The 26,824-nt window shown below is 47.5% G+C and carries 35 protein-coding genes and 1 pseudogene; 24 read left to right on the top strand and 12 right to left on the bottom strand.

Features of this window, described 5'->3' with window-relative positions; translation table 11 throughout:
* Genes nikC through nikA form a run of 3 tightly spaced genes read right to left on the bottom strand, consistent with a single transcriptional unit; the run spans position 1 to position 3,295 of the window.
* On the bottom strand, positions 1-831 hold the full coding sequence (nikC, locus tag KI350_RS10175; protein WP_020452059.1) for a nickel transporter permease: 831 nt from the start codon (positions 829-831) through the stop codon (positions 1-3).
* Positions 828-1,769 carry a nickel ABC transporter permease gene (gene nikB / locus KI350_RS10170; protein WP_020452058.1) on the bottom strand — a complete coding sequence of 314 codons (942 nt, stop codon included), beginning with the start codon at positions 1,767-1,769 and terminating at the stop codon, positions 828-830. Before nikB ends, nikC begins: the two co-directional genes overlap by 4 nt.
* Positions 1,766-3,295: a nickel ABC transporter substrate-binding protein gene (gene nikA / locus KI350_RS10165; RefSeq protein ID WP_020452057.1), complete on the bottom strand. Its 1,530-nt coding sequence runs from the start codon at positions 3,293-3,295 to the stop codon at positions 1,766-1,768. Before nikA ends, nikB begins: the two co-directional genes overlap by 4 nt.
* 269 nt (positions 3,296-3,564) lie before the next feature.
* On the opposite strand from nikA, the gene KI350_RS10160 reads away from it, so the two are divergent.
* Positions 3,565-3,777: a hypothetical protein gene (locus KI350_RS10160; RefSeq protein ID WP_003183222.1), complete on the top strand. Its 213-nt coding sequence runs from the start codon at positions 3,565-3,567 to the stop codon at positions 3,775-3,777.
* A gap of 147 nt (positions 3,778-3,924) precedes the next feature.
* On the opposite strand, the gene KI350_RS10155 is transcribed toward KI350_RS10160, so the two are convergent.
* Complete coding sequence (locus KI350_RS10155; protein ID WP_020452056.1) at positions 3,925-4,539, bottom strand: esterase/lipase family protein; 615 nt, start codon at positions 4,537-4,539, stop codon at positions 3,925-3,927.
* Between the two features lie 366 nt (positions 4,540-4,905).
* Here KI350_RS10155 and KI350_RS10150 point away from each other — a divergent pair, with 366 nt between their 5' ends.
* The 3 genes from KI350_RS10150 to KI350_RS10140 are packed head-to-tail and all read left to right on the top strand — an operon-like array spanning position 4,906 to position 6,412.
* Complete coding sequence (locus KI350_RS10150; RefSeq protein ID WP_153247058.1) at positions 4,906-5,058, top strand: hypothetical protein; 153 nt, start codon at positions 4,906-4,908, stop codon at positions 5,056-5,058.
* 17 nt (positions 5,059-5,075) lie between these two features.
* Complete coding sequence (locus KI350_RS10145; RefSeq protein ID WP_033155094.1) at positions 5,076-5,444, top strand: antibiotic biosynthesis monooxygenase family protein; 369 nt, start codon at positions 5,076-5,078, stop codon at positions 5,442-5,444.
* Positions 5,441-6,412: a bifunctional GNAT family N-acetyltransferase/GrpB family protein gene (locus tag KI350_RS10140; protein ID WP_020452054.1), complete on the top strand. Its 972-nt coding sequence runs from the start codon at positions 5,441-5,443 to the stop codon at positions 6,410-6,412. The genes KI350_RS10145 and KI350_RS10140 overlap by 4 nt, the downstream gene beginning before the upstream one ends.
* A 13-nt stretch (positions 6,413-6,425) precedes the next feature.
* On the opposite strand, the gene KI350_RS10135 is transcribed toward KI350_RS10140, so the two are convergent.
* Positions 6,426-6,623, bottom strand: coding sequence for a CDGSH iron-sulfur domain-containing protein (locus KI350_RS10135; protein ID WP_020452053.1), 198 nt, complete (start codon positions 6,621-6,623; stop codon positions 6,426-6,428).
* Positions 6,624-6,732: 109 nt separating this feature from the next.
* On the opposite strand from KI350_RS10135, the gene KI350_RS10130 reads away from it, so the two are divergent.
* Complete coding sequence (locus tag KI350_RS10130; RefSeq protein WP_020452052.1) at positions 6,733-7,056, top strand: iron-sulfur cluster biosynthesis family protein; 324 nt, start codon at positions 6,733-6,735, stop codon at positions 7,054-7,056.
* A 13-nt stretch (positions 7,057-7,069) separates the two neighbouring features.
* On the top strand, positions 7,070-7,309 hold the full coding sequence (locus KI350_RS10125; protein ID WP_003183211.1) for a YqkC family protein: 240 nt from the start codon (positions 7,070-7,072) through the stop codon (positions 7,307-7,309).
* A 24-nt stretch (positions 7,310-7,333) separates the two neighbouring features.
* Here KI350_RS10125 and KI350_RS10120 read toward each other — a convergent pair whose 3' ends face one another.
* A complete protein-coding gene (locus KI350_RS10120; protein WP_020452051.1) occupies positions 7,334-8,263 on the bottom strand; it encodes an alpha/beta hydrolase in 930 nt (309 codons plus the stop codon).
* A 155-nt stretch (positions 8,264-8,418) separates the two neighbouring features.
* Here KI350_RS10120 and KI350_RS10115 point away from each other — a divergent pair, with 155 nt between their 5' ends.
* A complete protein-coding gene (locus KI350_RS10115; RefSeq protein WP_020452050.1) occupies positions 8,419-8,652 on the top strand; it encodes a YqkE family protein in 234 nt (77 codons plus the stop codon).
* Positions 8,653-8,693: 41 nt separating this feature from the next.
* Here KI350_RS10115 and KI350_RS10110 read toward each other — a convergent pair whose 3' ends face one another.
* The 4 genes and pseudogenes from KI350_RS10110 to mciZ all read right to left on the bottom strand — a co-directional run.
* The gene (locus tag KI350_RS10110; protein ID WP_020452049.1) at positions 8,694-9,614 is read right to left on the bottom strand and encodes an aldo/keto reductase; all 921 of its coding nucleotides are present in this window, start codon (positions 9,612-9,614) and stop codon (positions 8,694-8,696) included.
* Between the two features lie 73 nt (positions 9,615-9,687).
* Positions 9,688-10,035: a DoxX family protein gene (locus KI350_RS10105; protein ID WP_039072836.1), complete on the bottom strand. Its 348-nt coding sequence runs from the start codon at positions 10,033-10,035 to the stop codon at positions 9,688-9,690.
* A 5-nt stretch (positions 10,036-10,040) separates the two neighbouring features.
* A complete protein-coding gene (locus KI350_RS10100) occupies positions 10,041-10,646 on the bottom strand; it encodes a TetR/AcrR family transcriptional regulator (protein ID WP_039072812.1) in 606 nt (201 codons plus the stop codon).
* A gap of 100 nt (positions 10,647-10,746) precedes the next feature.
* Positions 10,747-10,863 (bottom strand): annotated as a pseudogene (mciZ, locus tag KI350_RS10095) (Z-ring formation inhibitor MciZ); the annotation flags it as partial.
* A 76-nt stretch (positions 10,864-10,939) separates the two neighbouring features.
* Here mciZ and KI350_RS10090 point away from each other — a divergent pair.
* The 3 genes from KI350_RS10090 to KI350_RS10080 are packed head-to-tail and all read left to right on the top strand — an operon-like array spanning position 10,940 to position 13,130.
* The gene (locus KI350_RS10090) at positions 10,940-11,497 is read left to right on the top strand and encodes an NUDIX hydrolase (protein ID WP_025811205.1); all 558 of its coding nucleotides are present in this window, start codon (positions 10,940-10,942) and stop codon (positions 11,495-11,497) included.
* On the top strand, positions 11,494-12,657 hold the full coding sequence (locus KI350_RS10085) for a TIGR00375 family protein (protein ID WP_212930475.1): 1,164 nt from the start codon (positions 11,494-11,496) through the stop codon (positions 12,655-12,657). Before KI350_RS10090 ends, KI350_RS10085 begins: the two co-directional genes overlap by 4 nt.
* A gap of 20 nt (positions 12,658-12,677) precedes the next feature.
* Positions 12,678-13,130: a GNAT family N-acetyltransferase gene (locus tag KI350_RS10080; protein ID WP_020452043.1), complete on the top strand. Its 453-nt coding sequence runs from the start codon at positions 12,678-12,680 to the stop codon at positions 13,128-13,130.
* Between the two features lie 272 nt (positions 13,131-13,402).
* On the opposite strand, the gene KI350_RS10075 is transcribed toward KI350_RS10080, so the two are convergent.
* Both KI350_RS10075 and KI350_RS10070 read right to left on the bottom strand, forming a co-directional pair.
* Entirely contained in the window at positions 13,403-13,963 is a 561-nt protein-coding gene (locus KI350_RS10075; RefSeq protein WP_020452042.1) for a GNAT family N-acetyltransferase, read from the bottom strand.
* Between the two features lie 220 nt (positions 13,964-14,183).
* Positions 14,184-15,665 (bottom strand): NCS1 family nucleobase:cation symporter-1, encoded by a 1,482-nt coding sequence (locus tag KI350_RS10070; RefSeq protein ID WP_020452041.1) that lies wholly within the window; start codon positions 15,663-15,665, stop codon positions 14,184-14,186.
* Between the two features lie 261 nt (positions 15,666-15,926).
* Between KI350_RS10070 and KI350_RS10065 the strand changes: the two genes are divergently transcribed.
* The 14 genes from KI350_RS10065 to KI350_RS10000 all read left to right on the top strand — a co-directional run bounded on the left by KI350_RS10065 (position 15,927) and on the right by KI350_RS10000 (position 26,814).
* Complete coding sequence (locus KI350_RS10065; RefSeq protein ID WP_020452040.1) at positions 15,927-16,226, top strand: PTS sugar transporter subunit IIB; 300 nt, start codon at positions 15,927-15,929, stop codon at positions 16,224-16,226.
* An 18-nt stretch (positions 16,227-16,244) separates the two neighbouring features.
* The gene (locus KI350_RS10060) at positions 16,245-17,591 is read left to right on the top strand and encodes a PTS sugar transporter subunit IIC (protein ID WP_020452039.1); all 1,347 of its coding nucleotides are present in this window, start codon (positions 16,245-16,247) and stop codon (positions 17,589-17,591) included.
* Between the two features lie 369 nt (positions 17,592-17,960).
* The gene (gene spoIIM, locus KI350_RS10055; RefSeq protein WP_020452038.1) at positions 17,961-18,617 is read left to right on the top strand and encodes a stage II sporulation protein M; all 657 of its coding nucleotides are present in this window, start codon (positions 17,961-17,963) and stop codon (positions 18,615-18,617) included.
* Positions 18,618-18,735: 118 nt separating this feature from the next.
* On the top strand, positions 18,736-19,185 hold the full coding sequence (gene fur, locus KI350_RS10050; protein WP_003183178.1) for a ferric iron uptake transcriptional regulator: 450 nt from the start codon (positions 18,736-18,738) through the stop codon (positions 19,183-19,185).
* Positions 19,186-19,305: 120 nt separating this feature from the next.
* On the top strand, positions 19,306-19,530 hold the full coding sequence (locus KI350_RS10045) for a YqzK family protein (protein WP_041817238.1): 225 nt from the start codon (positions 19,306-19,308) through the stop codon (positions 19,528-19,530).
* A 6-nt stretch (positions 19,531-19,536) separates the two neighbouring features.
* The gene (gene xerD, locus KI350_RS10040; RefSeq protein WP_023855928.1) at positions 19,537-20,427 is read left to right on the top strand and encodes a site-specific tyrosine recombinase XerD; all 891 of its coding nucleotides are present in this window, start codon (positions 19,537-19,539) and stop codon (positions 20,425-20,427) included.
* Positions 20,428-20,620: 193 nt separating this feature from the next.
* On the top strand, positions 20,621-21,805 hold the full coding sequence (gene deoB / locus KI350_RS10035; RefSeq protein ID WP_020452036.1) for a phosphopentomutase: 1,185 nt from the start codon (positions 20,621-20,623) through the stop codon (positions 21,803-21,805).
* A gap of 20 nt (positions 21,806-21,825) precedes the next feature.
* Positions 21,826-22,632 (top strand): purine-nucleoside phosphorylase, encoded by an 807-nt coding sequence (locus tag KI350_RS10030; RefSeq protein ID WP_031304985.1) that lies wholly within the window; start codon positions 21,826-21,828, stop codon positions 22,630-22,632.
* 157 nt (positions 22,633-22,789) lie between these two features.
* Positions 22,790-23,962 carry a D-alanyl-D-alanine carboxypeptidase family protein gene (locus KI350_RS10025; protein ID WP_020452034.1) on the top strand — a complete coding sequence of 391 codons (1,173 nt, stop codon included), beginning with the start codon at positions 22,790-22,792 and terminating at the stop codon, positions 23,960-23,962.
* A 93-nt stretch (positions 23,963-24,055) separates the two neighbouring features.
* A complete protein-coding gene (spoIIAA, locus tag KI350_RS10020; protein WP_020452033.1) occupies positions 24,056-24,409 on the top strand; it encodes an anti-sigma F factor antagonist in 354 nt (117 codons plus the stop codon).
* Positions 24,406-24,846 carry an anti-sigma F factor gene (gene spoIIAB, locus KI350_RS10015; RefSeq protein WP_020452032.1) on the top strand — a complete coding sequence of 147 codons (441 nt, stop codon included), beginning with the start codon at positions 24,406-24,408 and terminating at the stop codon, positions 24,844-24,846. Before spoIIAA ends, spoIIAB begins: the two co-directional genes overlap by 4 nt.
* A 12-nt stretch (positions 24,847-24,858) precedes the next feature.
* Positions 24,859-25,626: an RNA polymerase sporulation sigma factor SigF gene (sigF, locus tag KI350_RS10010; protein ID WP_020452031.1), complete on the top strand. Its 768-nt coding sequence runs from the start codon at positions 24,859-24,861 to the stop codon at positions 25,624-25,626.
* Positions 25,627-25,778: 152 nt separating this feature from the next.
* Complete coding sequence (locus KI350_RS10005; RefSeq protein ID WP_020452030.1) at positions 25,779-26,399, top strand: stage V sporulation protein AA; 621 nt, start codon at positions 25,779-25,781, stop codon at positions 26,397-26,399.
* Positions 26,389-26,814 (top strand): stage V sporulation protein AB, encoded by a 426-nt coding sequence (locus KI350_RS10000; RefSeq protein ID WP_025811211.1) that lies wholly within the window; start codon positions 26,389-26,391, stop codon positions 26,812-26,814. Before KI350_RS10005 ends, KI350_RS10000 begins: the two co-directional genes overlap by 11 nt.
* The last annotated feature ends 10 nt before the right edge of the window (positions 26,815-26,824 follow it).

The raw sequence follows: 26,824 nt of genomic DNA, 5'->3' as shown, positions 1-26,824 counted from the left end.
CTAAGAAACTCCTTTCTTGTGTTTAACGTCAAACCTGTCCCTTAAACGATCACCGTACAGGTTGGACAACAGAACGATGAACATGATCGCAAGACCGGGAATCACCATAAGCTGAGGCGCATGCAAAAAGTAATGTTTTCCGTCATTCAGCATGGCGCCCCATTCCGGGTATGGAGGCTGAGCACCCAGTCCGATATAGGACAGGGCAGCAATCATTAACACCGTTTTTCCGATATCAAGTGTCGCAAGTACGGAAACGTTGCCGAGAACATGGGGCAGCAAGTGCTTTTTTAAAATCGCCCCGGAGCCTAAGCCCGTCAGCTCGGCCAAGGCGATGTAATCTTTTTGTTTTTCCGAAAACACCGTGCTGCGGACCAGCCTTGCATAGCCGACCCATTTGACAGCGACAACGGCTAATATTAAGTTCATCAGACCAGGGCCAAGCAAACCGCTTAAAACAATCGCGACAATATAGTCCGGAAACGCCATGACCGCGTCAACGATTCTCATGATCATCCGATCCAGCCGTCCGCCGAAAAAGCCGGAGACAAGCCCGACGGGAACGCCTATGAAAACGGAGATCAGAATCGCGGCCAAGGCGGTGCCGACCGTCGCTTTCGCACCGGCGATCATTCGGGAAAATATATCTCTGCCCAAATGGTCTGTCCCGAGCCAGTGCTGCAAGCTGATCGGCTGGAGACGGTTGGCCATATCTGTGCGGAGCGGATCGAACGGCAAAAAGAAGGGGACGGTGAACAGCGCCGCGGAAAACAGCAGCACGAACCACAGTCCTGTTTTGGTTCGGAATATAAGTTTGACGTTTTTTCTCATCGGCGTCCAGCCTCCTTTAAGCGAATTTCCGGATTGAGGTACCGATAGGAGAGGTCGACCAAAAGATTGATCAGGACAACCGTGATCCCCATGAAAAGAATGTACCCCTGAATGATCGGATAATCACGCTGAACGATGGCGTCAACGACAAGCTTGCCGACGCCGGGATATGCAAACAGGACTTCAATAATCACCGTGCCGCCGAGCAGGCTGCCGAGGCTGACCCCGAATATCGTGATGACAGGGACAAGACAGTGGCGAAACGCGTGAAAGAAGAAAATTCTCGCCTCGCTGATACCGCGCGCCCTGGCTGATCTGATGAAATCCTGACCAAGGCTTTCGATCAAGCTTGACCGTACAAGGCGGACATAAACGCCCGACATCGCGATCCCGAGCGTGAGAGAGGGGAGAATCAAATGTTTAAACGTTCCGGCTCCCATCGACGGCAGCCAATTCAGCCTGACGGAGAAGAGATCGATCAGTATCAATCCGAGCCAAAAGCTTGGGAGCGCGGCTCCCACTAAAGCGAGCAAGCGGCCGAGATGATCGATCCACCGATCCCGGTATAAAGCGGAAAGCGTTCCGACCGGCACGGCGATCAGCAGCATGACGAGAAGCGATGCGCCGGTCAGAAGCAATGTCGCCGGGAATTTCCGGCTGAGCTCGTCGATGACGGGTTCGTGTGTTGTATAGGATTTTCCCAAATCAAATTGGAAAAAGCGTTTAAACCAGTTCCAATATTGAATATAAACCGGTTTGTCCAAACCGAGCTCCTCTTTGAATGCCTCGATCTGCTCGTCTGTTACCGCTACATCATCTACGCGAAGCATCTGTTTCACCGGATCACCGGGAGCCGCTTTCATAAATACAAAGCTGATAAACGAAAGCAGGAATAAGAATAGAACCAGTTCAAACAGCCGCTTAGCGATCTGCTTCATTTCGTTTTCACATCCAAATCTTTCGTCAGCATATAATACTCACTTTTGCTCGTTTCCCAATTTAATACACCGTCTCGGTATGCCGTGATGTTTTCGGGAGTGACGATAAAAGAGTTCAATGTCTCCTTCTCGATCAATTCAGCTGCTTTTTTAGCAAGGCGGTCTCGCTTCTCTTTGTCGATTGTGCGGTTGAATTCCTCAATCCATTTGATCAAGGTTTGATTTTCGATGCCGCTGTAGTTTAAAGCGCCATTCGGCATATAGGCGGTGTTCAGCAAATAGCCGGCATCGCCTCTGGGCGCGGTCATCGAGCTGTATGTCGCCAAATCCCAATCATCGTTCTTCGCCAAATACTCATCGATATTTTCGACTTGGTGAATCTTAATCGAAATGCCCAGTTCCTTCGCATTTGATTCAAGAATTTGTGCGATTAAAGGCAATTCCGGACGAGACTGATAGGTTAGCAGTGTAAAAGATAAGGCTTGTCCGTCCTTCACGGCTTTGCCGTTTTCAAGCTCGTAGCCGGCTTTTTTCAGCTCAGCTTTTGCCGCTTCCAGTCCGCTCGGCTTTTGAACCGTACCGGCGGAAAACGGGAAATCCGCTAAGAAAGGTCCGTCTGCCGGCTGAGCATGCCCGTTCAAAATGCTTTCAGCGATTTCTTTGCGGTCCAGTAATGCGTCGAAGGCGCGGCGCAGGTGACGGTCAGCGAAATGATCCTTCTTTGTATTGTAGAGAATCTGGTGAACGCGCAAGCTCGGCACCGAATCAACGGTAATCGATGAATCTTTTTGAATTTGGTCAATATCCTCCACGCTCGGTCTGTAAATAATGTCGGCATCTTTTGATTGGAGAGCCATGACGCGGGCGTTTGCGTCTTCATTAAACGAAAATGTGACGTGCTTCAGCTTCGGTTTGCCGTCCCAATAATCGTCATACCGTTCTAACTCTATTTTATGGCCGGCCTCAAAAGAGGAAACTTGAAAAGGGCCCGTCCCAACGGGCTGTTGAGAAATGTTTGCTGCGCTGACGTCAATGATCGATGTGTTTGGATGAACCAACTCTGAAGGGAATTCGGGAAAAGGCTCCTTTGTTGTAATCGTCAATGTTTGTCCTGCAGCTTTGATTTCTTTAATTTTTAAGGCGTTATTCATCGCTTTGCTCTCGCGTATCGTCCGTTCTAAAGACGCTTTTACCGCTTTGGCATCCGCTTTTTTGCCATTTTGAAACGTCAGATTGTCTTTAAGGGTGAAGACCCATGTTTGTCCGTCTTTACTTTCCCAATCCTTGGCAAGCCAAGGTTCGATGGAAAGGTCAGCGCTGATTTTGACGAGCGTTTCGCTGATGCCGGCGCGGACCGCCGTATAATTGACATCGAGATTCGGGTCAAGGGTTTGACTTGGAATATTGAAAAGAAAGGTGAGTTTCTTCTCATCACCTTTCGCCGAGTCCGCGCCTCCGGAGGAGCAGGAAGCGAGAATGAAGAGAAAAACAATCGGTATGATCATGCGTTTTGCTATGTAAGCCATCGGTTACACCTCCAAAAAGTAATGGTTTCGATTTACCCTCATTATCATAGGGGATATTCCCTTTGTTGTAAACAGGAATGATTGCTCATGTTTGACGAACGTGCGGGGACAAATTTTTGAAGTCCGGCCTGCTTTTCCATATAAAATAGGTCTGCAAAAAAGAAAGCCCGAATAATTTGAAACAAGGGAGTTAATGGAACGATTTACAGGGGAAAAAAATATGCTGTTAATAAGATGTTCAAACAGCAAGTGAAAGGAGCCAAAAAGCGATGATGATTACAGTAAAAATACGCCATACAGCTGAAACCGAAGGCACAGACATAGGTGACTTCACTCCTGCTGAACTCGAAAGCATCGTCCAGACGATCAGAAAATACGGAGCTTGGCTTTCACCTGATGCCGACACAGATGATTATAAATTTACATTCCAGGATGCTAAATATAACCTCGAACAAAGAGTCTTTGAAATCATTGTGGAATAATCATATATCGACGGGGTTGACGGACACTGAATGAACGGTCGAAAAGGCGTTTATTTAGAGTCCTTTTTATTTTTGCCCGGGCGGGAAAACAGTCCTGATAAATGAGGAGCCTTGAAGAGGTCTCAGTCCTTCAAGGCTCCTTCGCTTTTACTGCCCGCTGGCGGTCAGTCCGTCTTTAATCAAGGCATTCACTTTGCTGCTGAACAAAAGGCCGACATGGCTTACGCCTGAGATTTGCACATTGTTTGCACCATCAAGTTTGGAGAGGCTGTTTAAGACGATATAGTCGCTTGTGCTGTAAATCGAAGTGTATGAGATTTCGTTTCCCTGAGGCGCCGTGTTTGTAACCAGACGGTTAGCGCCGCCAAGGGTAACGACATGTCCGACTTTATGTGCGCCGTCCAGATTTTTAATATAATAGAGCGTATTGGCCCCGCCCATGCTGTGAGCGACAATATCGACCTTTGACGCTCCTGTTTGATTCAGCACATGTTTGATGTATTCGGATAATCTCGGCGCATTGTTTTTATTATTTCCCGTTTTATCGATAAAGTTGATGGCGTAAAGCTCACTGCTCGTCCAGCCTTGAGATTGTAAATACGATTTAATGCCGATAAAGTTATAATCAGCTCCGCCGATGCCGTGAACCATGACGACCGGATTGCGGGAAGCGGCGGAAGCTGTAGCAGGCTGGAACGAAAAGACGGACACGGCAGACAGCATGCAAATCAATAGAATAGATAAAAATGAATGACGACGCATTGTTTCTCCTCCTAAAAAAGTAATAAATTCACAACAACGACAATTCTATAAAACGAACATATGAAAACGAAGTGTAATTTTATCTATTTTTCCCCCAGAAAAAAGAGCAGTATATGAAACGTTTTTTTGCCGCTCCGTATGCAGGCTGCCTGTAGGGTAAGGAGAGTGAAGCTTTCCTGAGAGATGGCAAATCGATTTGTGCTCTTGAATGAGGACTAAGCACATTCTCCTATTTAATCTACAGACAGATTAAAATGGTAAATTGGGAGCGGAAAACGGTATAATAAGGAAACATATCCATCGCAGAGTTGCTGAACGTTTTGGCCGATGGTCAGATGCACTGTTGAAAAAGAGGGTTAAATCTTAATGAAAGCGTGCAGGATGCAGAGCGGTCCGCTGCATGTTAACAAAGTATCGATTGCTTATCAGCGGGAAATGGGGTTTTCGGTTGAAAAAAGAGACGTTTTGAATGATGACAGACCGGATCAAGATCAAGTTCTGTTTATTAAAGAATTGTGAATCAAAGGGGGATGAACATGATTTCAAAAACGCCGGAGCCGCCGTATTACGCGGTGATTTTCACATCGGTCAGAACAAACGGGGATCATGGCTACAAAGAGACGGCTGCGAACATGCTAAAGCTTGCCGCAGCACAGCCGGGCTTTTTAGGAGCAGAAAGCGCAAGGGACATGAACGGAAAAGGAATAACGGTTTCCTATTGGGAAAGCCTTGAAGCGATTGAAAAATGGAAGTTTCACAGCGAACACCGGCAGGCGAAGGAAAAAGGCCGAACGGAATGGTATTCCGACTTTGCCGTGCGGGTTGCAAAAGTTGAAGACGCGAGAATTTCAGAGCGGCACGGCCGGCCCCCGTCAGATGGCACCGGCGGAGAGGAAATGCAATGATTCAATTGTTAAATCATAAAGACCCGCACACGGCCCGCTGCATAGTAAATGTTCAAAGGCCGGCTTATGAAAGAGAAGCGGAGATTATTCAATTCCAGGGCATTCCGCAGCTGAATGAAACGGCATTTGATGTGATGGATTCCCGTGAAACTTTCATCGGCTGGTTTGAGGGAGAAGAATTAGCCGGAATCGCTTCCTTTATACATACAGCCGAAAAGCTGACGATCTGCAGGCTGGCCGTTCATCCCGTCCATTTTCGAAAAGGAATTGCGATGGCATTGCTTCGTTATCTATTGATGGAGAAGGAAGCCGAATCATTTGAAGTGACGACGGGAGCGGGGAATGAGCCGGCAAAAGCGCTGTATCAGAAATTGGGATTTTCCGAGATTGAGCAGTATGAACCTGAAAAAGGAATTGTTCTTTCAAAGCTGACGCTGCATGCGCCGAGAAAGGTTAAAGTCGTCTCCTATCAAGAGGAGTGGAAAGGCGAATTTTTCAAAGAAAAAAAGCAGCTTGAAGCGCTTTTCCAGAATGAAGTCTTGCATATTCACCACATTGGAAGCACGTCAATTCCGGGGATGAGCGCCAAGCCTGTCATTGACATGCTGATTGAAGTGAAAGATCTCGGCTCTGCCGCCCGCTTCGAAAAGGGGATGAAAATGCTCGGCTATGAACCGAAGGGGGAAAACGGCATTCCGGGGAGAAGGTTCTTTCAAAAAGGGGGGCGGAAGCGTACACATCATGTCCATCTGTATGAAAGCGGGCATCATGATATTAGGCGGCATCTCGCGTTTCGGGATTATTTAATCTCGCATCCGGAGCGGGCCGAAGAATATGCTGCTCTGAAGATGAAGCTGGCGGAGATGTTTCCGCTTGACATGGCAGGCTATATTGACGGCAAAAACGGCTGGATAAAAGAGACTGAGCGCTTGGCTGAACAATGGAAAAAGGCAGGGGAGGACAGGTAAGCCCCCTCCTGCTTCAGGCTCTGACACAAGAGTCAAACGTTCCTTTATGGCTTCCGTCACAGTAAGGCATTTTCAGCGCTTTTCCGCATCTGCAGAGCGAAAAAGCGGGTTTTTCAGGGAACGGGTTTCCATCCATATCGATCAGGTCGACGTCTCCCGTGACCCGGAAACCGCCGTTGTCCATCACTTTAATTTGCACTTTTTTGGGCATCATTCCACCTCCGAATCTCTTCATATTTATGCCTGACAGCCGGAAACAATGCGCTTTTTCCCGCTCCTGTGGTACAATGTCCGTAAACGAAACAAAGAAGGATGATATCATGCAGCTTGAAATCACTGCACAGGCAAAACAAGCCATTCAGCGGGCAACAGAGCCTTACCCTGATAAAAAGATCCAGCTCCGCTATGATTCCGAGGGCTGCGGATGCGCGGTCAGCGGCGTACCGGTTCTGTGGCTGACGGACGAATTATCGGGAAGTTGCGAGCCCCTTGAGACAAACGGGCTTCCGATTTATATTCAGTCATCGCAAAAAGTCTTTTTTGATGAAGCGATGACCATCGACTATTATGAGAAAGCGGGTGCCTTGATGCTGAAAAGTCCGGCACAGGTGCTTTCTCCCAGAATGAGTATTTTAGTGAAATAGGGTGGCGTTCGATTTGAATCAAAAGGTAAAATCTTTAAAGCAAACCGCTCAAAATAAAACATGGGCGTCCTTTTTACATCAAAATCATCCGTATACACTCCTTCATTGGTCAATCGGAGGGACAGAGTCCGTCAAAAAGGATGTCTGGCTTCTTCAAGATGAAATGACTTTTGAAACAAAGGAATTCGATACAATTGAGACGGCGATCTCCTGGATCGGCGATCATATGAGCGACATTACGGATATTTTGTAGCACAAAAAAGAAGGCGGACGAGACTTATGCTCGTTCGCCTTCTTTGCGCCGGTTTGTGATCTCTTGAAGAAAGTCCCGCACCGTGTTTTTGTAGCTGTTTCTGTTTTGGGTGTAGCTCATCGCGTGCGCACCTTTTTCAGCGATATAAAGCCTTTTCTCCCCCGGCTTTTTCTCGTAAAGCATTTCGCTCGATTCAGCCGGGATATAGTCGTCGTGTTTGCTGTGAATGAACAGCACCGGTTTTTTGATCTTCCCGACGACGGATAAAGGGGAGACATCACGGATGCGGTAGCCGTCCCGCCATCTCAAAAAGAGGCTGGCAAGCGGCAAAATGAAAGCTCCCGGAAGATGAAAATCTTCTTTCAGCCGGTAAACGAGCTGATCCTCAAATGTGGCAAACGGACAGTCGGCCACATAAAAATCAGCGTCGGCTTCGTCCATTCCCGCGTAAAGAAGCGTCGTGACAGCGCCCATCGATTCGCCGTGAATCCCGATCAGCGCGTGTTCGCCGTGTTTTTCACGAAGCCAATTGACCACCGTTTTCAAATCGTTTTTTTCATAATATCCGTAGCTCGTCGTTTTCCCGCCGCTTGTGCCGTGCCTCCGGTGGTCATATATGACGGCGTTCCAGCCAAGGTCAAGAAACAGATTCATATATTTGATCGAATTCAGCAGATTCATCGTCACCCCGTGGCAGATAATCACGGTGTTTTTCGTTTTGTGCGGGTGGACGTAGTATCCTTTAATATTGTAGCCGTAAGAAGAAGCGAGGATGATTTCTTCTTTCGGGAGAGCGGCAAAAGCTTTTTCATCATAATGGCCGTCGGCCGTTTCCCGTTCGATAATGTATTCGTCGGTCCGTTTTTTAATGTACATGATTTGATTCGTAAAATAGATTCCGAGCGCGGCAATAAACAGCAAAACCGCCCCGATAGCAGCCAGCCAAATCAACATCTGATGTATTCTTCCTTTCTTAAATGCTTCTTTCTTTATCATACCACACAACGATTGGCATTTGCCGAGAGAGACGGCTCACGAGTGACGGCTTGCCTGAACTTTTAGATTCCTGATAAACTATCATCACAAACAGGGAGAACGGAGGACAGGATATGGGAAAGAAAAAACAAGACCCAAATGCCCGGCAGCTGCTGAAAGATGCGCTCGCCGACGATTTGAAAGATAAACTTCAGCAAATAAAGAGCGAATTGAAAGAGGAGGATGAAAAAAGAAAAGAGCGTGAGAAAGAGCGGCTCATCAAGGAAAGACAGGAAAGGGAAAAAAACAAAAGCTTTGAAGAACTCCTCAACGAAAGCGGAATTGACGATTGGAGGAAGTATAAGTAAGAAAGCCCCGTCTGACCAAGAGACGGGGCTTTCTTACTGCTTTATTCGCGATGTGCGGTGTACACGCCGCGTTTTGTATAAAAGCGGAGCGCTTTGATTTCCTGTTCTGTCAGAGCGCGTCCGCCGACAGATTCAACGTTTTCCCGCAGCTGGGAGATTTTGCTCGCCCCGGGGATGACCGCGCCGACAGCCGGCTGGGCGAGAATATACTTCATCGCGGTTTCGGTCGCGGATAAATCAGGCGCCGTTTTTTCAATATCCGCTTTTGTTTTAACGAGTTCATCATAGGAATATGATAAATAGCCGTTTTTCTTGATCGCGGCGTTTGCGTCTGACAGAGGTTTTTCTGTCAGGATCCCTTTTGCCAAAGGTCCTCTTGCAATCACGCTGATTCCATGTTCTTCAAGGAGAGAAAGCCATTCCTCAGGCCGTCTGTCCAACAAGCTGTATTGCATCATGACCGTGACGATGTTTGATTTTTTGACGTATTCCTTAATGATGTTCGGCCGAATAGAAGAAATGCCGTAATGACGGATGACGCCTTCCTGTTTTAATTCTTCAAAGGCTTCGATCGTTTCGTCGATATTGTCTTCAATTGTGCCGCCGTGCAGCTGATAAAGATCGATGTAGTCGGTCTGCAGCCGCTTTAAGCTGTGCTTGACGGCTTCTTTTATGTACGCTTTCCGGGGATCCCAGAACCAGCCCGGTTTTCCTTCTTCCCAGCGGTTTCCTGCTTTTGTCGCAAGGATCACGTCTTGGCGCCTTGATTTGATCGCTTCACCGACAATCTCTTCGTTGCGTCCAAAATCGTACAGGTCGGCAGTATCCAAATAATTGATGCCAAGCTCCAAAGCTTCATCCAAAATTGACAGTGCGTGCTTTTTGTCTGTTCCGAGAGACATGCAGCCGAGGCCGACTTCACTCACCTGTAAATCGGAATGTCCGAGCGTCCTTTTTTTCATAAGCTTCACTCCTTTTTTTCTTACTTTGAACGTAATACAAAGGAGCGAAGTTTTCAACCCATCGGCATCGGAATCAGAAGTACAGCTCGAAGATGATCACGCTTAGGGCGCAAATCAAACAAACCGCGGCAGGGATGGCCGTAAAAAAAGGCTGCCGCGCCCGGAATAGGTGGGCATGAATGGCGCCTGTCATAAGCAGGGAGAACAACAGCCCCGAGCCGACAGCCAGATGCACATTCCAAATCCCGGCGATCATGCCGAGCGCTCCGACGATTTCAAGAAACCCTGTTACTGGAAGAAACCACAGCGGGTATTGATAATGGCGCCAATGTTCCACTTGAAAAGGAACGTGCATCGCCTTGATTACGCCTCCGATCAGCATAAATGCCGCCAATCCTGCTTTTACGAAAATAAATGCCACCATGTTCACTCCGTTTCTGGATGTTGCGGATTAATGAGCATCCCGTGGATCAAAAGATCCGTGATTTGTTTTGCGAGACTTGAGGGGTCTTTTGATCCGTCAAGCAAATAGATATCGGCAAGGTGCTCAATCATGCCTGTCAGGCATTCGGCAACGGTCTCCATTTCCAGGCCGGACCGGAAGTAGCCAAGCTCCTGCTCTGCTTTCAAGTTTTCTTTCAAGGCCAGTGTTAAATCTTTTTTCATTTTGCATGCTTCCGGGCTGAGAAAAAAACCGATGCGGGTCAAATCCGGGTCCTCTGCCAAAAACCGAAATACAGCCTCTACAGCAGCCGTTACCCGTTTTGATACGTGTTTTTTCTCGATTCCTTCTTCTAAACGAAACGATTCGATCAGATTTTTTAAGTTCGCGTGAAAGCCATTGATCAGCTCGTTATAGATGGCGTCTTTGCTTGGAAAGTATAAGTAGAAAGACGGCTGAGTCAGCCCCGCTCTTTTGACAATCGTACTTACTTTCGTCTCATGGAATCCCCGGTTTGCAAATTCGTTTGCAGCAACTGTGAGCAGCCGCTTCCGGCTTTCTTTACCTTTGCGTCCTTTTTCATTTCCCACATCCATCCGCCTCCAAAATAATACTTTCAAGTAATGTTACTGAAAAGTATTATTTCATGCGATCCTTCTTGATGTCAATCAAAATCATGCGATTTTCTTTTTCAGAAAGCCAGTCTTTCACATAGTGATACATTCGTCCGTATTCCTTCAGCTTGGCGCGGATTTCCCATGCTTTCCCCGACATGACGATGCGGTTGTTCAGCCGGTAGACCTTCATGGCGCGTCCCCCTTCCATGGTGTATGATAAAATGTATGGGATCAAAAGCCAGAGCAGAACTTAGGAGATGATCAAACTGAAGCATTTAGAGGAGAAAACCATATGTAAAGAAAAACTTTTTTCAGGCAAGGTGATCGATCTTTATCTTGAAGACGTCGAACTGCCGAACGGTAAAACGGGAAAGCGCGAAATCGTGAAGCATCCGGGCGCTGTTGCGGTGCTTGCTTTGACTGATGAAGGAAACATCATTTTGGTGAAGCAGTACAGAAAAGCGCTTGAACGGACGATCGTTGAAATACCGGCGGGCAAGCTTGAAAAAGGAGAGAAACCTGAATATACCGCGCTGCGGGAGCTTGAGGAAGAGACGGGATACACGGCGGCAAAGCTGGAGAAAATCACCGCTTTTTACACATCGCCGGGCTTTGCGGACGAATTGGTGCACCTGTACCTTGCCGAAGAGCTGACACCGCTTGAAGAAAAGCGCGAACTTGATGAAGACGAATTTGTAGAAGTAATGGAGGTGCCGCTTACAGGCGCGCTGAAACTGATGGAAACTCAGGACATCTATGATGCGAAAACGGCTTATGCCGTGCAGTATCTGGAGCTGAGAAAGGCCCTGCAAGCAAAAAAATGAAAGAAATATTCGCAGACATGCATATCCATATCGGGCGGACGGAATCAGGCCGGCCCGTTAAGATAACGGCTGCCAGAACACTTACGCTCGACGAAATTTTGATTGAAGCAAGCGAGCATAAAGGAATGGAACTGATCGGCATTATAGATTGTCATTCACCCGAAGTGCTGGCCGAAATTGAAAAAGGGGTGTCTTCAGGCCGTTATACAGAGCTTGAAGACGGCGGAATCAAGTATAAAGATACCGTGCTTCTGTGCGGGTCTGAATTGGAAATCAATGATGACAGATGCCGCGGCCCGATTCATGTGCTGGCATTTATGCCGTCGATCTCCGCAATGAAGCAGTTTTCCGCCTGGCTCTCAGAAAGGGTGACGAATATCCACCTGAGCTCCCAGCGCATCTATGAGACGGGCATCGGCCTGCAGCGGAAAGTGAAAGAACTCGGCGGCTTGTTCATTCCCGCGCACATTTTTACACCGCATAAGAGCCTGTATGGAAAAGGAGTCAAATTTTCGCTGCAAGAAGTGTTTGATCCGAAGATGATTGATGCGGTTGAACTCGGGCTGAGCAGCGACACCGATATGGCTTCACACGTATCCGAACTGAATCCTTATGCATTTTTGACCAATTCGGACGCCCATTCTCTTGGGAAAATCGGCAGGGAGTATAATAAGCTCCACATTAAACATGCCAGCTTTCAAGAGTTTTCACTTGCTTTAAAAGGACAAGAGGGGCGCTGCATTGCCGCCAATTACGGAATGAACCCGCAGTTGGGCAAATATTTTCAAACCGCTTGTGAAACATGCGGCCGTTTGCAGGAGGCAGGTGAAACGGTGTGTAAAGCGTGCGGAAGCCGAAAGTTTACAAAAGGCGTCAGCACACGTCTAAAGGAGCTTTACGATCAGGATGAAAGCCCGGTCAAGCGCCCGCCGTACGTTCACCAGGTTCCGCTGCAGCTGATCCCCGGCATCGGTCCGAAAACGATTCAGAAGCTGAAAGATGCTTTCGGCACTGAGATGAATATCCTTCACCGGGTAAAAGAAGGCGAACTGAAAGAAACCATTCGTCCGCAGACGGCTGAGCTCGTGATCAAAGCAAGGAACGGGGGTTTAGAGCTGAAAGCCGGAGGCGGCGGAACCTATGGAAAAGTGCAGAGCTAAAGGGGGCTTTAGAAAAAGGGATGGAGTGGAAACTAAAATCGTATGAGGAATTGTCGAAGGAAGAACTGTACCGAATCATCAAGCTTAGAATAGACGTCTTTATCGTTGAACAAAACTGTCCGTATCACGAGCTTGATCACTTAGATGAACGGGCACACCATTTATTTCTGAGCCAAGAAGGAGAGATCGCTGCGTATTGCAGGCTGTTCCCGAGCGGCACGGCTTACCCGGAGGCGTCAATCGGCCGGGTGATCGTCCGCAAAGAAGACAGGGGAAAGGGATATGCGCAGACGCTTCTTGATCAAGCGCTCCGCTTTTTGGAAGGCGAGCGGGGAGAGACAAAGGTCAAAATCAGCGCCCAGAATCATTTGCGTTCCTTTTACGGCTCCTTCGGATTTAAAGCAATATCAGACGTCTATATGGAGGACGGCATTCCGCATGTGGATATGATCAGAACGGCAGAAACCGTATGACTTGCGTTCAGCCCCACGCCTTTCTATAATAGTAAGGTAAAAATTTGACAGGAGAGTGGGGAACATGGCCAAAAGCAAGGCAAGGAAAAAGCGCGAACACATGTTGAGAAACACAGGCAAAGATGCCGCCGCATCAAGAGGCAAGGCGCCTGACTTCAGCACGCACGTCAGAAAAACGAAAAGCAGGCGGGAAGAGCTTGCAAAGCTGCATATGAAACATAAACGAAAGAACCCTTATGATTTGCTTCATGAAGATCATAAGGGTTCTTTTTTTAGAAGATGCGCGAATACATGCATGTGTCCCGATGTTCGCTTAAATCATTCGAAAGGTCATCGCTTTGTAAAACGGCCTCCAGCTGAAAACCGAGGCGCTCCGCCATTTTTCTGCTTTTCGTGTTCATGCTGTCACAGCATATCTCAAGCCGCTTGGCTTTGATGTGTCCCCTCGCGAAATCAATCAGTCCGTTAAGCGCTTCTGTCATGTACCCCTGTCCGGCAAATTCAGAACTGCGCCAATAGCCGATTTCAAACCGTTTCGCTTTCCAGTTCATGCGGTGAAGGCCTGTGCTGCCGACGAACTTTCCCGTTTCTTTATGGAAAATATGCATCCGTAAATCGTTGCGCAAAATAAAATCGGCCTGTGCCTGCCTGACGTTGATTTCTACATGTTCTTCCTCGGGCATCTCCCTTGCAAACGGCATCCACGGCTTAAGCTCTGAAAACGAAGCTGTAATAGCGTCATATACAGCCTTGCCGTCGCCGGCGCGCGGCGCTCTGATGAGCAGACGCTCTGTTTCAAAGCTGTCCGGAAAATCGAGCAGTATCGGATTCATAGCGTATTCCTCCTGCAGACGTTATTCATGGAATCTTGCCATCGCAACGACGTGATCCGAAACGGCCTAACTGCCGCACTCGGCTCCCGTTTGCATCGTCTCTTTCAGTAGAATTGTGGAAAATATTTGATAATATGAGTCTATCATAAGCGGCCTCTGAAAAAAAGCGGACAGAAGAAAAGGCGTTTTTCTCTAGCAAAAAATCTTTTTCCCATATTAATTATCCGCTTATTTGTCTTCCGTCTTCGTATTGAGCCGTTTCATTTAAAATGGAGGCCGGCGGATGGATGCGCATCAAAAGGATATAGGCGAAGGAAGCGATCAGCACGCCCGAAAACCAGGAGATGTCATAAAGCGGCTTCATGGCGGGGATGTAAGAGCCGATCAGAGACATCAGCGCCCCGAGAGCAACCGCAGCAAAAGCCCTGTAATTATAGCCTTTATAATACATGTACTGCCCGCTTGCAGAATAGAGATCTTCGAGGCAGAGCGTGCGCTTCCGGATGATAAAATAATCGGCAAGCATTACGCCTGCGACCGGCCCTAATATGCCGCCGATTGTGCCGAGAAAGGAAAACACGCTCGCTTCATTCTCCATCAGCTTCCATGGGAAAGTGAACAGGGCCAAAACAGCTGTCAAATAGCTGCCTCGCTTAAAATCGATGTATTTCGGCAAAAAATTGGCCAAGTCATAGGCCGGCGAGACAATATTTGCCGCAACGTTTACCGAAATGGCGGCGATGCAAAGTGTAATGACCGAAAGCGCGATCACATACGGGTTGTCAAAATGGGCGAGAATATCGACAACATCCCAAATCGGCTCCCCGTAGGCAGCCTGTGAGCCGGAGGTGACGGTAATGCTTGCAAATGCAAACAGTACGAATGTGCCCGGCAAACCGTAAAACTGCCCTCTGATTTGTTCTTTTTGAGAGGCTGCAAACCTCGTAAAATCGGGAATGTTCAAAATGAGTGTCGCCCATATGCCGATAATCCCCGTCACACCGGCCAGAAACGGCCAAATCAATTCGCCGAATGTCTGGAATTTTCCCGGCTGCGAATAAATCGGACCGAGTCCTCCCGCAATATCGACCGCCCACCACACCATTCCGCCAAAGACGAGATAAACGAGCGGGCCGGCCCAGACTTCAAACTTTCTAATCGACTCCATCCCGTGGTGGAGGACGAGCAGATGAATTCCCCAAAAGAAAACAAATGACAAAAGACCCGATAAATGCAATCCAAACAAATTCCAATCGCCGCCGATGTCTTTCCAGCCATTCCACACATTTAAGATCAGGATGTTGATCGCCGTGCTTCCCGCAAACGCTTGAATGCCGAACCACATAATCGCTACAAAACCTCTGAGGAGCGCCGGAATATTGGCCCCGTATATCCCGAAAGAAGATCTGATTAACACGGGAAAAGGCACGCCGTATTTTGCGCCGGCATGTCCATTTAAAGCGAGGGCTGCATAGAGCACGATCGAAGCGACAGCGATAATCCCAAGCACCTGCCACGGAGAAAGTCCGATCGCAATCAGCCCGCCAACCGTTGCGTAAGTCGGGATGTTATGGATGCAGCCCATCCAGATCGATGCGAAATTGACCGCTTTCCATGTGCGTTCCTCAGGTTTCAGTGGCTGCAGGTCGCTGTTTGAGAGTGTGCGGTCTGTTTGAACTTTTTCATGATGAACAGATTTCATGTAATCCCTCCGGTTATTTTTAAGGGAAAATATAACTTATTATTCTGAAAAATTCATTAGATAAACTAAACAAATGTTTCAAGGCGTTTGTTGAGGTTAACTAAACGAGCCGTTTGAAACCGTTATAAAAATATTGATTTTTATGAAACAGTTGTCTATCTCGATCATAGGATAAAAGACCAGGTTGAAATATGACTCCGCACCACAATGAAAGCGTTTTCTAAATAGCGGAGAGGTGAAACTGAAGGGGGTTAATAAATAATGAAGAAAATTTTATTGGTTTGCGCGGCCGGCATGTCAACGAGCCTGCTTGTCAGCAGAATGAAAAAGCATGCCGAGACGCTGAACGAAGAGGTCGACATCATCGCACTGCCTGTATCCGAAGCCGGGACTGCCGCGTCAAGCGCGGACGTCGTATTGCTGGGGCCGCAAGTCAGGTACCAAAAGTCACAGGTTGAGGCGAGCGCGGGAGACACGCCGGTTCAGGTGATCGACATGCGCGACTACGGCACCATGAACGGCGAAGCTGTGCTGCAAAAAGCGCTGCAGCTGATGAAATAAAAAGGAGGGGAGACAGGGATGAGCGGATTTATGGAGAAGTTTGAGCGGAACGTGGAACGGTTTTTGGTTCCCGTTGCTGCTAAACTGAACTCACAGCGCCATATATGTGCGATCAGAGATGCTTTTATTCTATCATTTCCGATTATTATGGCAGGATCGATTATCATTTTATTAAATTTCGCTATTTTATCTCCGGACGGGTTTATCGCCAACATTTTGTTCCTTGAAAAGATATTTCCGAACTTGGCTGATTATCAGTCGGTCTTTACCCCCGTACTGCGGGGGTCGCTCGATATTATGTCGATATTTGTCGTGTTTCTCGTCGCACGCAATTTAGCCATCTCAATGAAAGCGGATGAACTGCTTGCCGGATTAACGGCCGTATCCTGTTATTTTATCATTTATTCACCGTACCGCCTGATCGAAAACGAGAGCTTTTTAACGACGAAGTGGCTCGGCGCGCAAGGACTGTTCGTCGCTTTAATCATCGGGATCATCGTCGGTGAAGTGTTCAGCAGGCTTTCAAATGCCAAGCGCCTGCAAATTCATATGCCTCCGCAGGTGCCGCCTGCGGTCGCCCGGACATTTAAAGTGCTGTTTCCGATCATCTTCATTACGATTGGTTTTGCGGTGTTAAGCTTTGCGCTGATGTCCCTGTCGAAAAACGGTTTGCATGAATTGGTGTACACCGTGCTGCAGGCGCCGTTGAGAGAGATGGGAACGAATATTTTCACCGTTGTTTTTCTTGGAATCGTCGCCAACTTTTTATGGCTGTTCGGCATTCACGGTCCGAATACAATCGCGGCGATCAGAGAAACGATCTTTGCCGAAGCAAACCTTGAAAATCTCGCTTTTGCCGCCAAAACAGGCTCTGCCTGGAACGCTCCGTTTCCTGAAACATGGGCGCTGAATGACGCCTTTGCAAACTACGGGGGATCGGGCATGACGCTGGGGCTTTTGATCGCAATATTCATCGCTTCAAAGCGCCGGGATTATAAAGACATCGGCAAGCTTTCGATCGGGCCGGGGATATTTAACATTAATGAACCTGTTATTTTCGGACTTCCGGTCGTGCTCAATCCGATCTTCATGATTCCCTTTATCATCGTTCCGGCAGTCAATACTGTCATCGGCTATTTGTTCATCAAGTTTCAGCTGATTCCGCCGATTGCATACGCTGTTCCGTGGACAACGCCCGGGCCGTTGATTCCGTTTCTCGGGACAGGAGGGAACTGGCTTGCGCTCGGGGTCGGCTTTCTTTGCCTCGCCATTTCAACGGTGATTTATCTGCCGTTTGTAATGGCCGCCAACAAGACTGTGAATACGGACAGGGAGCATTCTGCGGAAAACAGGGAGGAATCATAACGTTATCGGGGCGCCTTTTACAGGCGCCTCAGCGTGTCGACAAACCCTCGCATTCGTTGTCAGGCCTGCTAAGTCGGTGCTCACGAATAGAGGAAGGATCGGCGGCTAACCGCCCAGGCGTCCTGCCTGAACGCCGCCGTCATCACTTCCTGTGAAAGTCCGCTCCGATGCTCGGCCTTCCTAGACTGCAAGGGTTGCGGGTCACGCTGAAAGGATGACAAAATCCCAAAACTAAAAGTCGTTTTGCGATTTTGTCAACAATCTGGGGCGCCTTTTACGGGCGCCTGTCTTTTTTCAAAAAAAGTCATGCGGCTCTCTTTTCTCTCATACAATCTATTAAAATCAAAAGCACGTCTGGGAGGAAGATACATGCGGAAGCCCACAATCAAAGAGCTCATCTTTCAACATATGAAGGATCATCTGTCGATCTATTTATTTGTTTCAGTGCTGTTTTTAATGGGTGTGATTTTCGGCGCGGTCATCGTCAACAGCATGACGATCGGTCAAAAAGAAGATTTGTTCTACTATTTGAATCGATTTTTTGGACAGCTTTCCGAAGGAAAAGCAGCCAGCTCAAAGGAAATGTTTTTGCAGAGCTTTCTTCATAATATGAAATATTTAGGCTTAATGTGGATTCTCGGGATTTCCATCATCGGCTTGCCCGTCATTTTTATCATGGTCTTCTTAAAAGGGATCGTCGTCGGATTTACAGTCGGCTTTCTGGTCAATCAAATGGGAATCAACGGCTTTTTCCTGTCTTTTGTCTCCGTGCTCCCGCAAAATATTCTGCTGATCCCGGCTTACTTGATCATGGGGACTTGCGCCATCGCTTTTTCGATGAGGCTCATCCGCCAGCTTTTTGTCAAACGCAGCCTTGCGGAAGCGCCTGTCCATTGGTTTGGCCGGTACGCTTTCGTGCTCGTCCTGATTCTCGCGATGTCTCTTATATCCTCTTCCTTTGAAGCATATCTTTCGCCGGTGTTGATGGAAAAGCTGACAGAGTACGTCTTGCCGAAACAGCATTAATTTATAATAATTATTAAAAAATATTCATTTTGTTTCTCAATTTGTAATGATTATAGTTGGCTCCCTGCGCTTGTTTTGTTATAATAAGCTAGGTAATGCGGCGTAGGAGGGAAAGTCAATGGAAACACGTATTGATCGGATTAAAAAGCAACTGCATTCTTCCAGCTATAAACTCACCCCTCAGCGCGAGGCTACTGTAAGGGTGCTGCTTGAGAATGAGGAAGACCATTTAAGCGCAGAAGATGTATACCTCCTCGTAAAAGAGAAATCTCCTGAGATTGGTCTTGCGACAGTATATCGGACTCTTGAACTGTTAACTGAATTAAAAGTAGTGGATAAAATCAATTTTGGCGACGGTGTGTCAAGATATGACCTCCGTAAAGAAGGTGCCGCCCATTTCCATCACCATCTCGTTTGCATGGAATGCGGTTCGGTTGTTGAGATTGAAGAAGATTTGCTTGAAGATGTGGAAGAAATCATTGAAAAGGATTGGAAATTTAAAATAAAAGACCACAGGCTGACGTTCCACGGCATCTGTCATGATTGTCAGCAAAAGGAATCGGAATAGTCTAAACCGGAGAGAACCCTTTCAGCCATGAGCGGGTTCTTTTTTGATTCAGACGTATAAAACTTGTCTCATTTGGCATAAGTTTTAGTAATCGAATCAAAAGAAGGGACCTGAAACCGTATGAAAATGCTGAAAACGGCTGCCGATATGATCAAGGTGTTCGTGCTGTTTACCGGTTTTACCGTCTTGTTTTATTATGCTATGATATGGATAAATTCAGAGTATGAAAACTATCATCGGTATGATAAACCTGAAGGAGCAGCCCTCAAGGTCGCCTCGATGGAAGGGGACGAGCAGGGCAGCTGGTTTAGCCGGTTAATCTTTTTTTATTTAAACGGGGAGTAGGATAGCGTGAAAGTTCATATTAAAGACTTTATCCACTACGCCGTTGTTGAACGGGGGCTTTCCCACAACACGGTTGTGAGCTATGAACGGGATTTGAACAGCTACGCCGCCTATTTAGAGGAACAGGAGCAGCTGAGCTCTTTTGACCAGGTGACAAGGCTTACCATCATCCAGTTTTTAAAGCATTTAAAAGACGCCGGAAAATCCGGTAAGACGATTGCGAGGCATCTCGCTTCCATCCGCAGCTTTCACCAGTTTCTGCTGAGGGAAAAAGTAACGGCCCAGGACCCGTCCGTCCATATTGAGTCACAAAAAACGGAACGGACGCTCCCGAAGGTGCTGTCATTACAGGAAGTCGAAACGCTTCTCGATACGCCGAAGCTGACGGGGCCGTTCGGCTACCGCGATAAAGCGATGCTGGAATTACTGTATGCGACAGGAATCCGCGTCAGCGAGATGATCGCATTAAAGCTGTCCGATGTCCATTTATCGATGGGCTTTATCCGCTGCTTCGGGAAAGGAAGAAAGGAGCGGATCGTTCCGCTCGGCGAAGCGGCGTCACATGCAGTCGGCGAATATCTGTCAAAAGCGAGGGGAAAGCTTTTGAAAAAAAATTCCGAAGACGCCCTGTTTCTGAATCACCACGGCAGACAGATGAGCCGGCAGGGGTTTTGGAAAAATTTAAAGAAAATCGCCTTGGAAGCGGGAATTAATAAAGAGCTGACGCCGCATACACTGAGGCACTCATTCGCCACACACCTGCTCGAAAACGGAGCCGATCTCCGGGCCGTTCAGGAAATGCTCGGACACGCCGACATTTCGACGACGCAAATTTATACACATGTGACGAAAACAAGGCTGAAAGACGTATATAAGCAATACCATCCCCGTGCATAGCCTAAAAGAACAGGCGAAAGCACGGTTTTTCATGTTGAGTGAGCAGCAAATTGCGGGAAGTTTCTCACTATTCCCGTTCGTATTGTCAACTGTTGTGTAAACGGTTTATACTTGGCTAATAGCGGTATTTTGGTTTTTTTATGCCAAGCGTGACAGCCTACAGCTGACAGAAAGAAAAAAAGGAGGCCGACAAATGCCTGCATTTGATTACAACCGCGTATTTTTAATTGTGATGGATTCCGTTGGAATCGGCGAGGCGCCTGATGCCGATCAATTTAATGACAAAGGCGCAGATACATTGGGCCATATTGCTGAACACATGGGAGGCATCCGCCTGCCGAACATGTCGAAGCTCGGACTCAGCAACATCCGAGAAATCAAAGGTGTCGAAAAGGCAGAAGAGCCGCTTGCCTATTACGGCAAAATGAAAGAAGCTTCAAACGGAAAAGATACGATGACTGGTCATTGGGAGATAATGGGACTTTACATAGACAAACCTTTCCAGGTGTTTCCCGAAGGTTTTCCGGACGAATTGATCCATGAACTTGAACAGAAGTCCGGAAGAAAAGTGATTGGAAACAAACCTGCATCAGGCACTGCGATTTTGGATGAGCTCGGTGCGGAGCATATGGAAACCGGCGCGCTGATCGTCTACACCTCAGCGGACTCCGTTCTGCAGATTGCCGCACACGAAGAAGTCGTACCTCTCGAGGAATTGTACAAAATCTGCGAGATCGCGCGCGAGCTTACGCTTGACGAGAAATATATGGTCGGACGCGTCATTGCGAGGCCGTTTGTCGGCAAGCCGGGCGAATTTAAACGGACGCCGAACCGGCATGATTATGCACTGAAGCCGTTTGACAGAACCGTAATGAATGAATTGAAAGATGACAGCTATGATGTGATTGCGATCGGCAAAATCTCCGATATCTACGACGGCGAGGGCATTACGGAATCGCTTAGAACGAAATCGAATATGGACGGGATGGACAAGCTGGTGCAAACGCTTGACAAAGATTTTACAGGAATCAGCTTTGTAAACCTCGTGGACTTTGACGCGCTGTTCGGGCACCGCCGCGATCCTGAAGGATACGGAAAAGCGCTCGAGGAATTCGACGCGCGCCTTCCTGAAGTATTTGAAAAGATGCGTGAAGACGATCTGCTCATCATTACCGCCGACCACGGCAATGATCCGGTTCACCATGGCACAGACCATACAAGGGAGTACGTGCCGCTTCTTGTATACAGCAAAAAGCACGAAAAGCCCGGTGCGCTTCCGCTCGCAGATACATTCGCGGACATCGGCGCGACGATTGCCGACAACTTTAAAACGAATATGCCAAAGTACGGAAAAAGCTTTTTATCCCTGCTGAAATAGGAGGAAACGACGTGAAACAGATGATTGCAAATGCCGCAGACTATATTAAAAGCAAAACAGAAATCAAACCGGCGGTCGGCTTGATTTTGGGATCGGGCCTTGGCGTGCTTGCTGATGAGATAAAAGACGCCGTTCGCATTAAATATGAAGACATCCCGGATTTTCCTGTTTCCACTGTTGAAGGGCATGCCGGACAGCTTGTCATCGGCAGACTTGAAAATGTGCAAGTCGTCGCGATGCAAGGGCGTTTTCATTTTTACGAAGGATATTCAATGGACAAGGTAACCTTCCCGGTACGTGTCATGAAAGAACTCGGGATCGAGACTTTAATTGTGACCAATGCCGCAGGCGGCGTCAATGAATCGTTCCGTCCCGGCGATTTGATGATCATATCCGATCATATCAATTATATGGGAACGAATCCGCTGATCGGGCCGAACGATTCCTCGCTGGGTGTCAGATTCCCTGACATGTCATCCGCATATGATAAGGAACTGCGCCTCTTGGCGAAAAAAACAGCCGAAGAATTGAACATCAGTGTACAAGAAGGGGTTTACACAGCCGTCACAGGACCTACATACGAAACGCCTGCCGAAGTGCGCTTCCTCAGAACGATCGGATCGGATGCTGTCGGCATGTCGACGGTTCCGGAAGTCATCGTGGCAAAACATGCGGGCCTTCGCGTGCTCGGCATTTCGTGTATATCAAACGCGGCAGCCGGAATCCTCGATCAGCCGCTCTCCCATGACGAAGTGATCGAAGTCACCGAAAAAGTAAAAGCCGACTTTTTGCGGTTTGTTAAAGCGGCCGTCGCCAAAATTGGCTAAAACCGCCGCGAAGTTGAAATGTGAGCCAATGCAAGTTCAAATAAGAACCTGCATTGGCTCTTTCTTTTTGCCTGATGAGAAATTTTTTCCAATCAATCCGTATAAATCCAACTGGATTGGAAAAAATAGAGAGGATTACGAAATGGAGGTCTGGGTGATGAAACGTCATTTATCCAAATTGCTGATTTTTACGATAATCCTGATGACTGCGCCGCCGGCGTTTGCAAAAGAGAGCGAAAAGAAACCGTCGGAGCTTGCTGATGACGCAAAATCTGCCGTTTTAATCGAGCGGGATACCGGTAAGGTGATGTATGACAAGAACAGCCGTGAAAAGCTTCCCCCGGCCAGCATGACAAAAGTGATGACCATGCTGTTGATCATGGAAGCTCTTGATGAAGGCAAGATCAAAATGAAAGACAAAGTCAGAACAAGCGAGTATGCCGCTTCAATGGGGGGATCGCAAATTTTCCTTGAGCCCGGCGAAGAAATGACGGTTGAAGATATGCTGAAAGGGATCGCCATCGGATCGGGTAATGATGCCTCTGTGGCAATGGCAGAGCATATTGCCGGATCTGAAGAGGAATTTGTCAAAAGAATGAATGAAAAAGCCGCTGAGCTCGGCCTTAAGGATACATCTTTTCAAAATACGACAGGTCTGCCTGAAGAAGGCCATTACAGCACAGCCTATGACATGGCACTCATGGCGAAAGAGCTTTTAAAATATGAAAACATCACGAAATTTACGGGAACATATGAAGACTATCTGAGAGAAAACAGTGATAAAAAATTCTGGCTCGTCAACACAAACCGCCTCATCAAATTTTATCCCGGCGTTGACGGAGTCAAGACCGGCTTTACAAATGAAGCAAAGTACTGCCTGACAGCTTCAGCGAAAAAAGGAAACATGCGCGTCATCGCTGTCGTTTTTGGTGCCAGTACGCCAAAAGAACGAAATGCCCAAATCACAAAAATGCTTGATTTTGCATTCAGCCAATATGAAACGCATCCGATGTATAAACGCAATGAAATCATTTCCGATTTGAAGGTCAATAAAGGCCATGAGCAAAAAATAAACCTTGTCACATCGGAACCGATTTCCCTTTTGACGAAAAAAGGCGAAAATATCGAAGCTGTTAAAAAAGAAATCAAACAGAAGGAAGATATCCAGGCCCCTGTCAAAAAAGGCACAGAGCTTGGGACGCTCGTATTGAAAAAGGACGGAAAGGTTCTCGCTGAAAGCCCTCTTGTCGCGGAAAAAGACATGGATAAAGCAGGGATGTGGACGATGTTCAAGCGGACGATGACCCACTGGACGAAGTGGAGTGAATAATGCCGAACGGTCACTAGTTTTGTCACGGTGAAGGAATTTATAAAGTCTGAAGCGAAACACTCATTATCCGATTTAAACCAAGGAGGAATGAGGATGAGCCTCGGAATCGATATTCACGTCAAAGAATCCGTACTATGCATTCGGTTGACAGGTGAACTCGATCACCATACAGCAGAAACCTTGAGAAAACAAGTCAGTGACCATCTGGAACAATCCGGCATTCGCCATATTGTCATGAATCTTGCAGACCTTTCGTTTATGGACAGTTCAGGACTTGGCGTCGTGCTCGGCAGATATAAGGAGATTAAACAGCTCGGCGGAGAAATGATCGTCTGCGCCATTTCTCCTGCTGTCAAACGTTTATTTGATATGTCCGGGCTGTTTAAAATCATTCGCCTTGAGCAATCAGAGCAGCGTGCACTTGAAACGTTGGGGGTGGCGTCATGAAAAATGAAATGAATATCCAGTTCACGGCACTCAGCCAAAACGAATCGTTTGCACGGGTGACAGTCGCTGCTTTTATCGCTCAGCTCGACCCGACGATGGATGAACTGACCGAAATTAAAACGGTCGTATCCGAAGCGGTCACAAACGCGATCATACACGGTTATGAAAACTCAGGGCAGGGAGACGTATACATTTCCGTCACCCTTCATGATCATATCGTCTACTTAACGATTCGTGACGAAGGAGTCGGCATCCCTGATCTTGAGGAAGCGCGCCAGCCCCTGTTCACGACAAAGCCTGAACTCGAGCGGTCGGGAATGGGCTTTACGATCATGGAAAATTTCATGGATGATATCTCGATCGACTCCTCACCTGAGATGGGAACCACAATACACTTAACAAAGCACTTATCAAAAAGCAAAGCGCTTTGCAATTAAGGGAGATTTGTTATGGATGTGGAGGTTAAAAAAGAAAACCAGAACACTCAGCTTAAAGACCATGAAGTGAAAGAACTGATTAAAAACAGCCAGAACGGCGATCAAAAAGCAAGGGACCTCCTCATAGAAAAAAACATGCGTCTTGTTTGGTCTGTCGTTCAGCGTTTTTTGAACAGAGGCTATGAGCCTGATGACCTCTTTCAAATCGGCTGCATCGGCCTCTTGAAGTCGGTGGACAAATTCGATCTTTCCTATGACGTTCGGTTTTCCACCTACGCCGTCCCGATGATTATTGGCGAGATTCAGCGGTTTATCAGAGATGACGGAACCGTCAAAGTGAGCCGCTCGCTGAAAGAACTCGGCAACAAAATCCGGCGGGCAAAAGACGAGCTTTCCAAGTCAAACGGACGGATTCCGACCGTTCAGGAAATCGCCGATTATCTCGAAATCAGTTCGGAAGAAGTCGTGATGGCTCAGGAAGCGGTCCGCTCTCCCTCATCCATTCATGAAACGGTTTACGAAAACGACGGAGACCCGATTACACTTCTGGATCAAATCGCCGATCAGTCGGAAGAGAAGTGGTTCGATAAAATCGCTTTGAAGGAAGCCATCAAGGATTTGGATGAACGGGAAAAGCTGATTGTTTATTTAAGGTATTACAAAGACAAGACGCAATCTGAAGTTGCCGACCGCCTCGGCATATCCCAGGTGCAAGTGTCGAGGCTTGAAAAAAAGATTTTAAAGCAAATCAAAAACCAGATGGATCAATTTGAAAGCTGAGGCTGCTCGGATGTCTAATGAAAAACCGGAACGCTCCAAAAAAGAGTGTTCCGGTTTTTTTGTGGTAATTTATGGTCTTTTGCCGCTTGCTGAATGATAAATGGGATGTACTTCATACTACAACTATAACCATCATATAGGAAGTGACCCAGATGGAACGTCAAGTTTTTATCAGACTCCGCCACCGGCTTGAGGCCGATCCCGATGAATTGATTCTGCTCGGCCATATCGCACAGGTAGCGGGCGACCGCCGATACAAAGAAAAGCTTGAACGGCTGCCTATTTATCAGGTCAGCAAAGCGGATCAAAGCATGGTGGTGTTGGACGTGATGAAGGTGATCGAAGCTGTACATAAATCGTTTCCTGACCTTGACGTCCAAACCGTCGGCGGTTCCGAAACAATCGTGGAGATCCAATATCCGAAAAGGGGGCTGTCTCCCGTACTGTTCGTCGGCGTCTGGCTGCTCCTGTTCGTCGGTGCCGGCCTTGCTGTCATGAACTTTCATGAAGATGTCAGCATGAGGGACGTACACATCTTGCTTTACGAAATGGTGACGGGCAAGGAGAACCGCTATCCATACCTTTTGCAGATTCCGTACAGCATCGGTCTCGGTCTCGGCATGATTTTGTTTTTTAATCATTTATTTAAAAAACGGTTTAACGAGGAGCCGAGCCCTCTGGAGGTCGAGATGTTTAAATATCAGCTTGATTTGGACCATTATGTGGCATTGCACGAAAACAAAGAAACGACAAAGGATATTCATGATCATTAGCGTGATCTTTATCATCTTTCTCGGACTCGCAGGAGGGATTGCGGTTGGATCTGGATTTGTCGCTTTTCTTACCGTGCTTGGCATTATACCGAGACTGACTCAGCTGACGAAAACGCAAGGGTTTATCCAGGCGTATGAATGGGCTGTCATTCTGGGCGCGGTGTTCGGAGGATGGGAATCGCTGAACATGTCCCGCTTTTTTTTATCCAAATGGCTGCTTGTTCCGATCGGCCTTTTTGCGGGCGTTTTCATCGGAATGCTTGCAGCGGCGCTGACAGAAGTGTTGAACGTGCTTCCGATACTGGCGAAACGCATCGGTATGGGGGACAGGATTTTGATTCTTTTAATGGCCATTGTGTTCGGGAAGATCCTTGGCTCGATGTTTCAATGGCTCATTTTTGTTCATTTGTCATAAAAGGAGGAAT

The organism is Bacillus sp. J41TS8, assembly GCF_018333035.1.
In the GTDB taxonomy this organism is placed as follows: domain Bacteria; phylum Bacillota; class Bacilli; order Bacillales; family Bacillaceae; genus Bacillus; species Bacillus paralicheniformis.
This window is presented reverse-complemented; position numbering and strand designations above follow the sequence as displayed.

Coding starts and splice junctions, on each gene's coding strand:
- nikC (WP_020452059.1), bottom strand. CDS start 831: ATGAGAAAAAACGTCAAACTTATATTCCGAACCAAAACAGGACTGTGG.
- nikB (WP_020452058.1), bottom strand. CDS start 1,769: ATGAAGCAGATCGCTAAGCGGCTGTTTGAACTGGTTCTATTCTTATTC.
- nikA (WP_020452057.1), bottom strand. CDS start 3,295: ATGGCTTACATAGCAAAACGCATGATCATACCGATTGTTTTTCTCTTC.
- KI350_RS10160 (WP_003183222.1), top strand. CDS start 3,565: ATGATGATTACAGTAAAAATACGCCATACAGCTGAAACCGAAGGCACA.
- KI350_RS10155 (WP_020452056.1), bottom strand. CDS start 4,539: ATGCGTCGTCATTCATTTTTATCTATTCTATTGATTTGCATGCTGTCT.
- KI350_RS10150 (WP_153247058.1), top strand. CDS start 4,906: ATGAAAGCGTGCAGGATGCAGAGCGGTCCGCTGCATGTTAACAAAGTA.
- KI350_RS10145 (WP_033155094.1), top strand. CDS start 5,076: ATGATTTCAAAAACGCCGGAGCCGCCGTATTACGCGGTGATTTTCACA.
- KI350_RS10140 (WP_020452054.1), top strand. CDS start 5,441: ATGATTCAATTGTTAAATCATAAAGACCCGCACACGGCCCGCTGCATA.
- KI350_RS10135 (WP_020452053.1), bottom strand. CDS start 6,623: ATGCCCAAAAAAGTGCAAATTAAAGTGATGGACAACGGCGGTTTCCGG.
- KI350_RS10130 (WP_020452052.1), top strand. CDS start 6,733: ATGCAGCTTGAAATCACTGCACAGGCAAAACAAGCCATTCAGCGGGCA.
- KI350_RS10120 (WP_020452051.1), bottom strand. CDS start 8,263: ATGTTGATTTGGCTGGCTGCTATCGGGGCGGTTTTGCTGTTTATTGCC.
- KI350_RS10115 (WP_020452050.1), top strand. CDS start 8,419: ATGGGAAAGAAAAAACAAGACCCAAATGCCCGGCAGCTGCTGAAAGAT.
- KI350_RS10110 (WP_020452049.1), bottom strand. CDS start 9,614: ATGAAAAAAAGGACGCTCGGACATTCCGATTTACAGGTGAGTGAAGTC.
- KI350_RS10085 (WP_212930475.1), top strand. CDS start 11,494: ATGAAAGAAATATTCGCAGACATGCATATCCATATCGGGCGGACGGAA.
- KI350_RS10080 (WP_020452043.1), top strand. CDS start 12,678: ATGGAGTGGAAACTAAAATCGTATGAGGAATTGTCGAAGGAAGAACTG.
- KI350_RS10075 (WP_020452042.1), bottom strand. CDS start 13,963: ATGAATCCGATACTGCTCGATTTTCCGGACAGCTTTGAAACAGAGCGT.
- KI350_RS10070 (WP_020452041.1), bottom strand. CDS start 15,665: ATGAAATCTGTTCATCATGAAAAAGTTCAAACAGACCGCACACTCTCA.
- KI350_RS10065 (WP_020452040.1), top strand. CDS start 15,927: ATGAAGAAAATTTTATTGGTTTGCGCGGCCGGCATGTCAACGAGCCTG.
- KI350_RS10060 (WP_020452039.1), top strand. CDS start 16,245: ATGAGCGGATTTATGGAGAAGTTTGAGCGGAACGTGGAACGGTTTTTG.
- spoIIM (WP_020452038.1), top strand. CDS start 17,961: ATGCGGAAGCCCACAATCAAAGAGCTCATCTTTCAACATATGAAGGAT.
- fur (WP_003183178.1), top strand. CDS start 18,736: ATGGAAACACGTATTGATCGGATTAAAAAGCAACTGCATTCTTCCAGC.
- KI350_RS10045 (WP_041817238.1), top strand. CDS start 19,306: ATGAAAATGCTGAAAACGGCTGCCGATATGATCAAGGTGTTCGTGCTG.
- deoB (WP_020452036.1), top strand. CDS start 20,621: ATGCCTGCATTTGATTACAACCGCGTATTTTTAATTGTGATGGATTCC.
- KI350_RS10030 (WP_031304985.1), top strand. CDS start 21,826: ATGATTGCAAATGCCGCAGACTATATTAAAAGCAAAACAGAAATCAAA.
- KI350_RS10025 (WP_020452034.1), top strand. CDS start 22,790: ATGAAACGTCATTTATCCAAATTGCTGATTTTTACGATAATCCTGATG.
- spoIIAA (WP_020452033.1), top strand. CDS start 24,056: ATGAGCCTCGGAATCGATATTCACGTCAAAGAATCCGTACTATGCATT.
- spoIIAB (WP_020452032.1), top strand. CDS start 24,406: ATGAAAAATGAAATGAATATCCAGTTCACGGCACTCAGCCAAAACGAA.
- sigF (WP_020452031.1), top strand. CDS start 24,859: ATGGATGTGGAGGTTAAAAAAGAAAACCAGAACACTCAGCTTAAAGAC.
- KI350_RS10005 (WP_020452030.1), top strand. CDS start 25,779: ATGGAACGTCAAGTTTTTATCAGACTCCGCCACCGGCTTGAGGCCGAT.
- KI350_RS10000 (WP_025811211.1), top strand. CDS start 26,389: ATGATCATTAGCGTGATCTTTATCATCTTTCTCGGACTCGCAGGAGGG.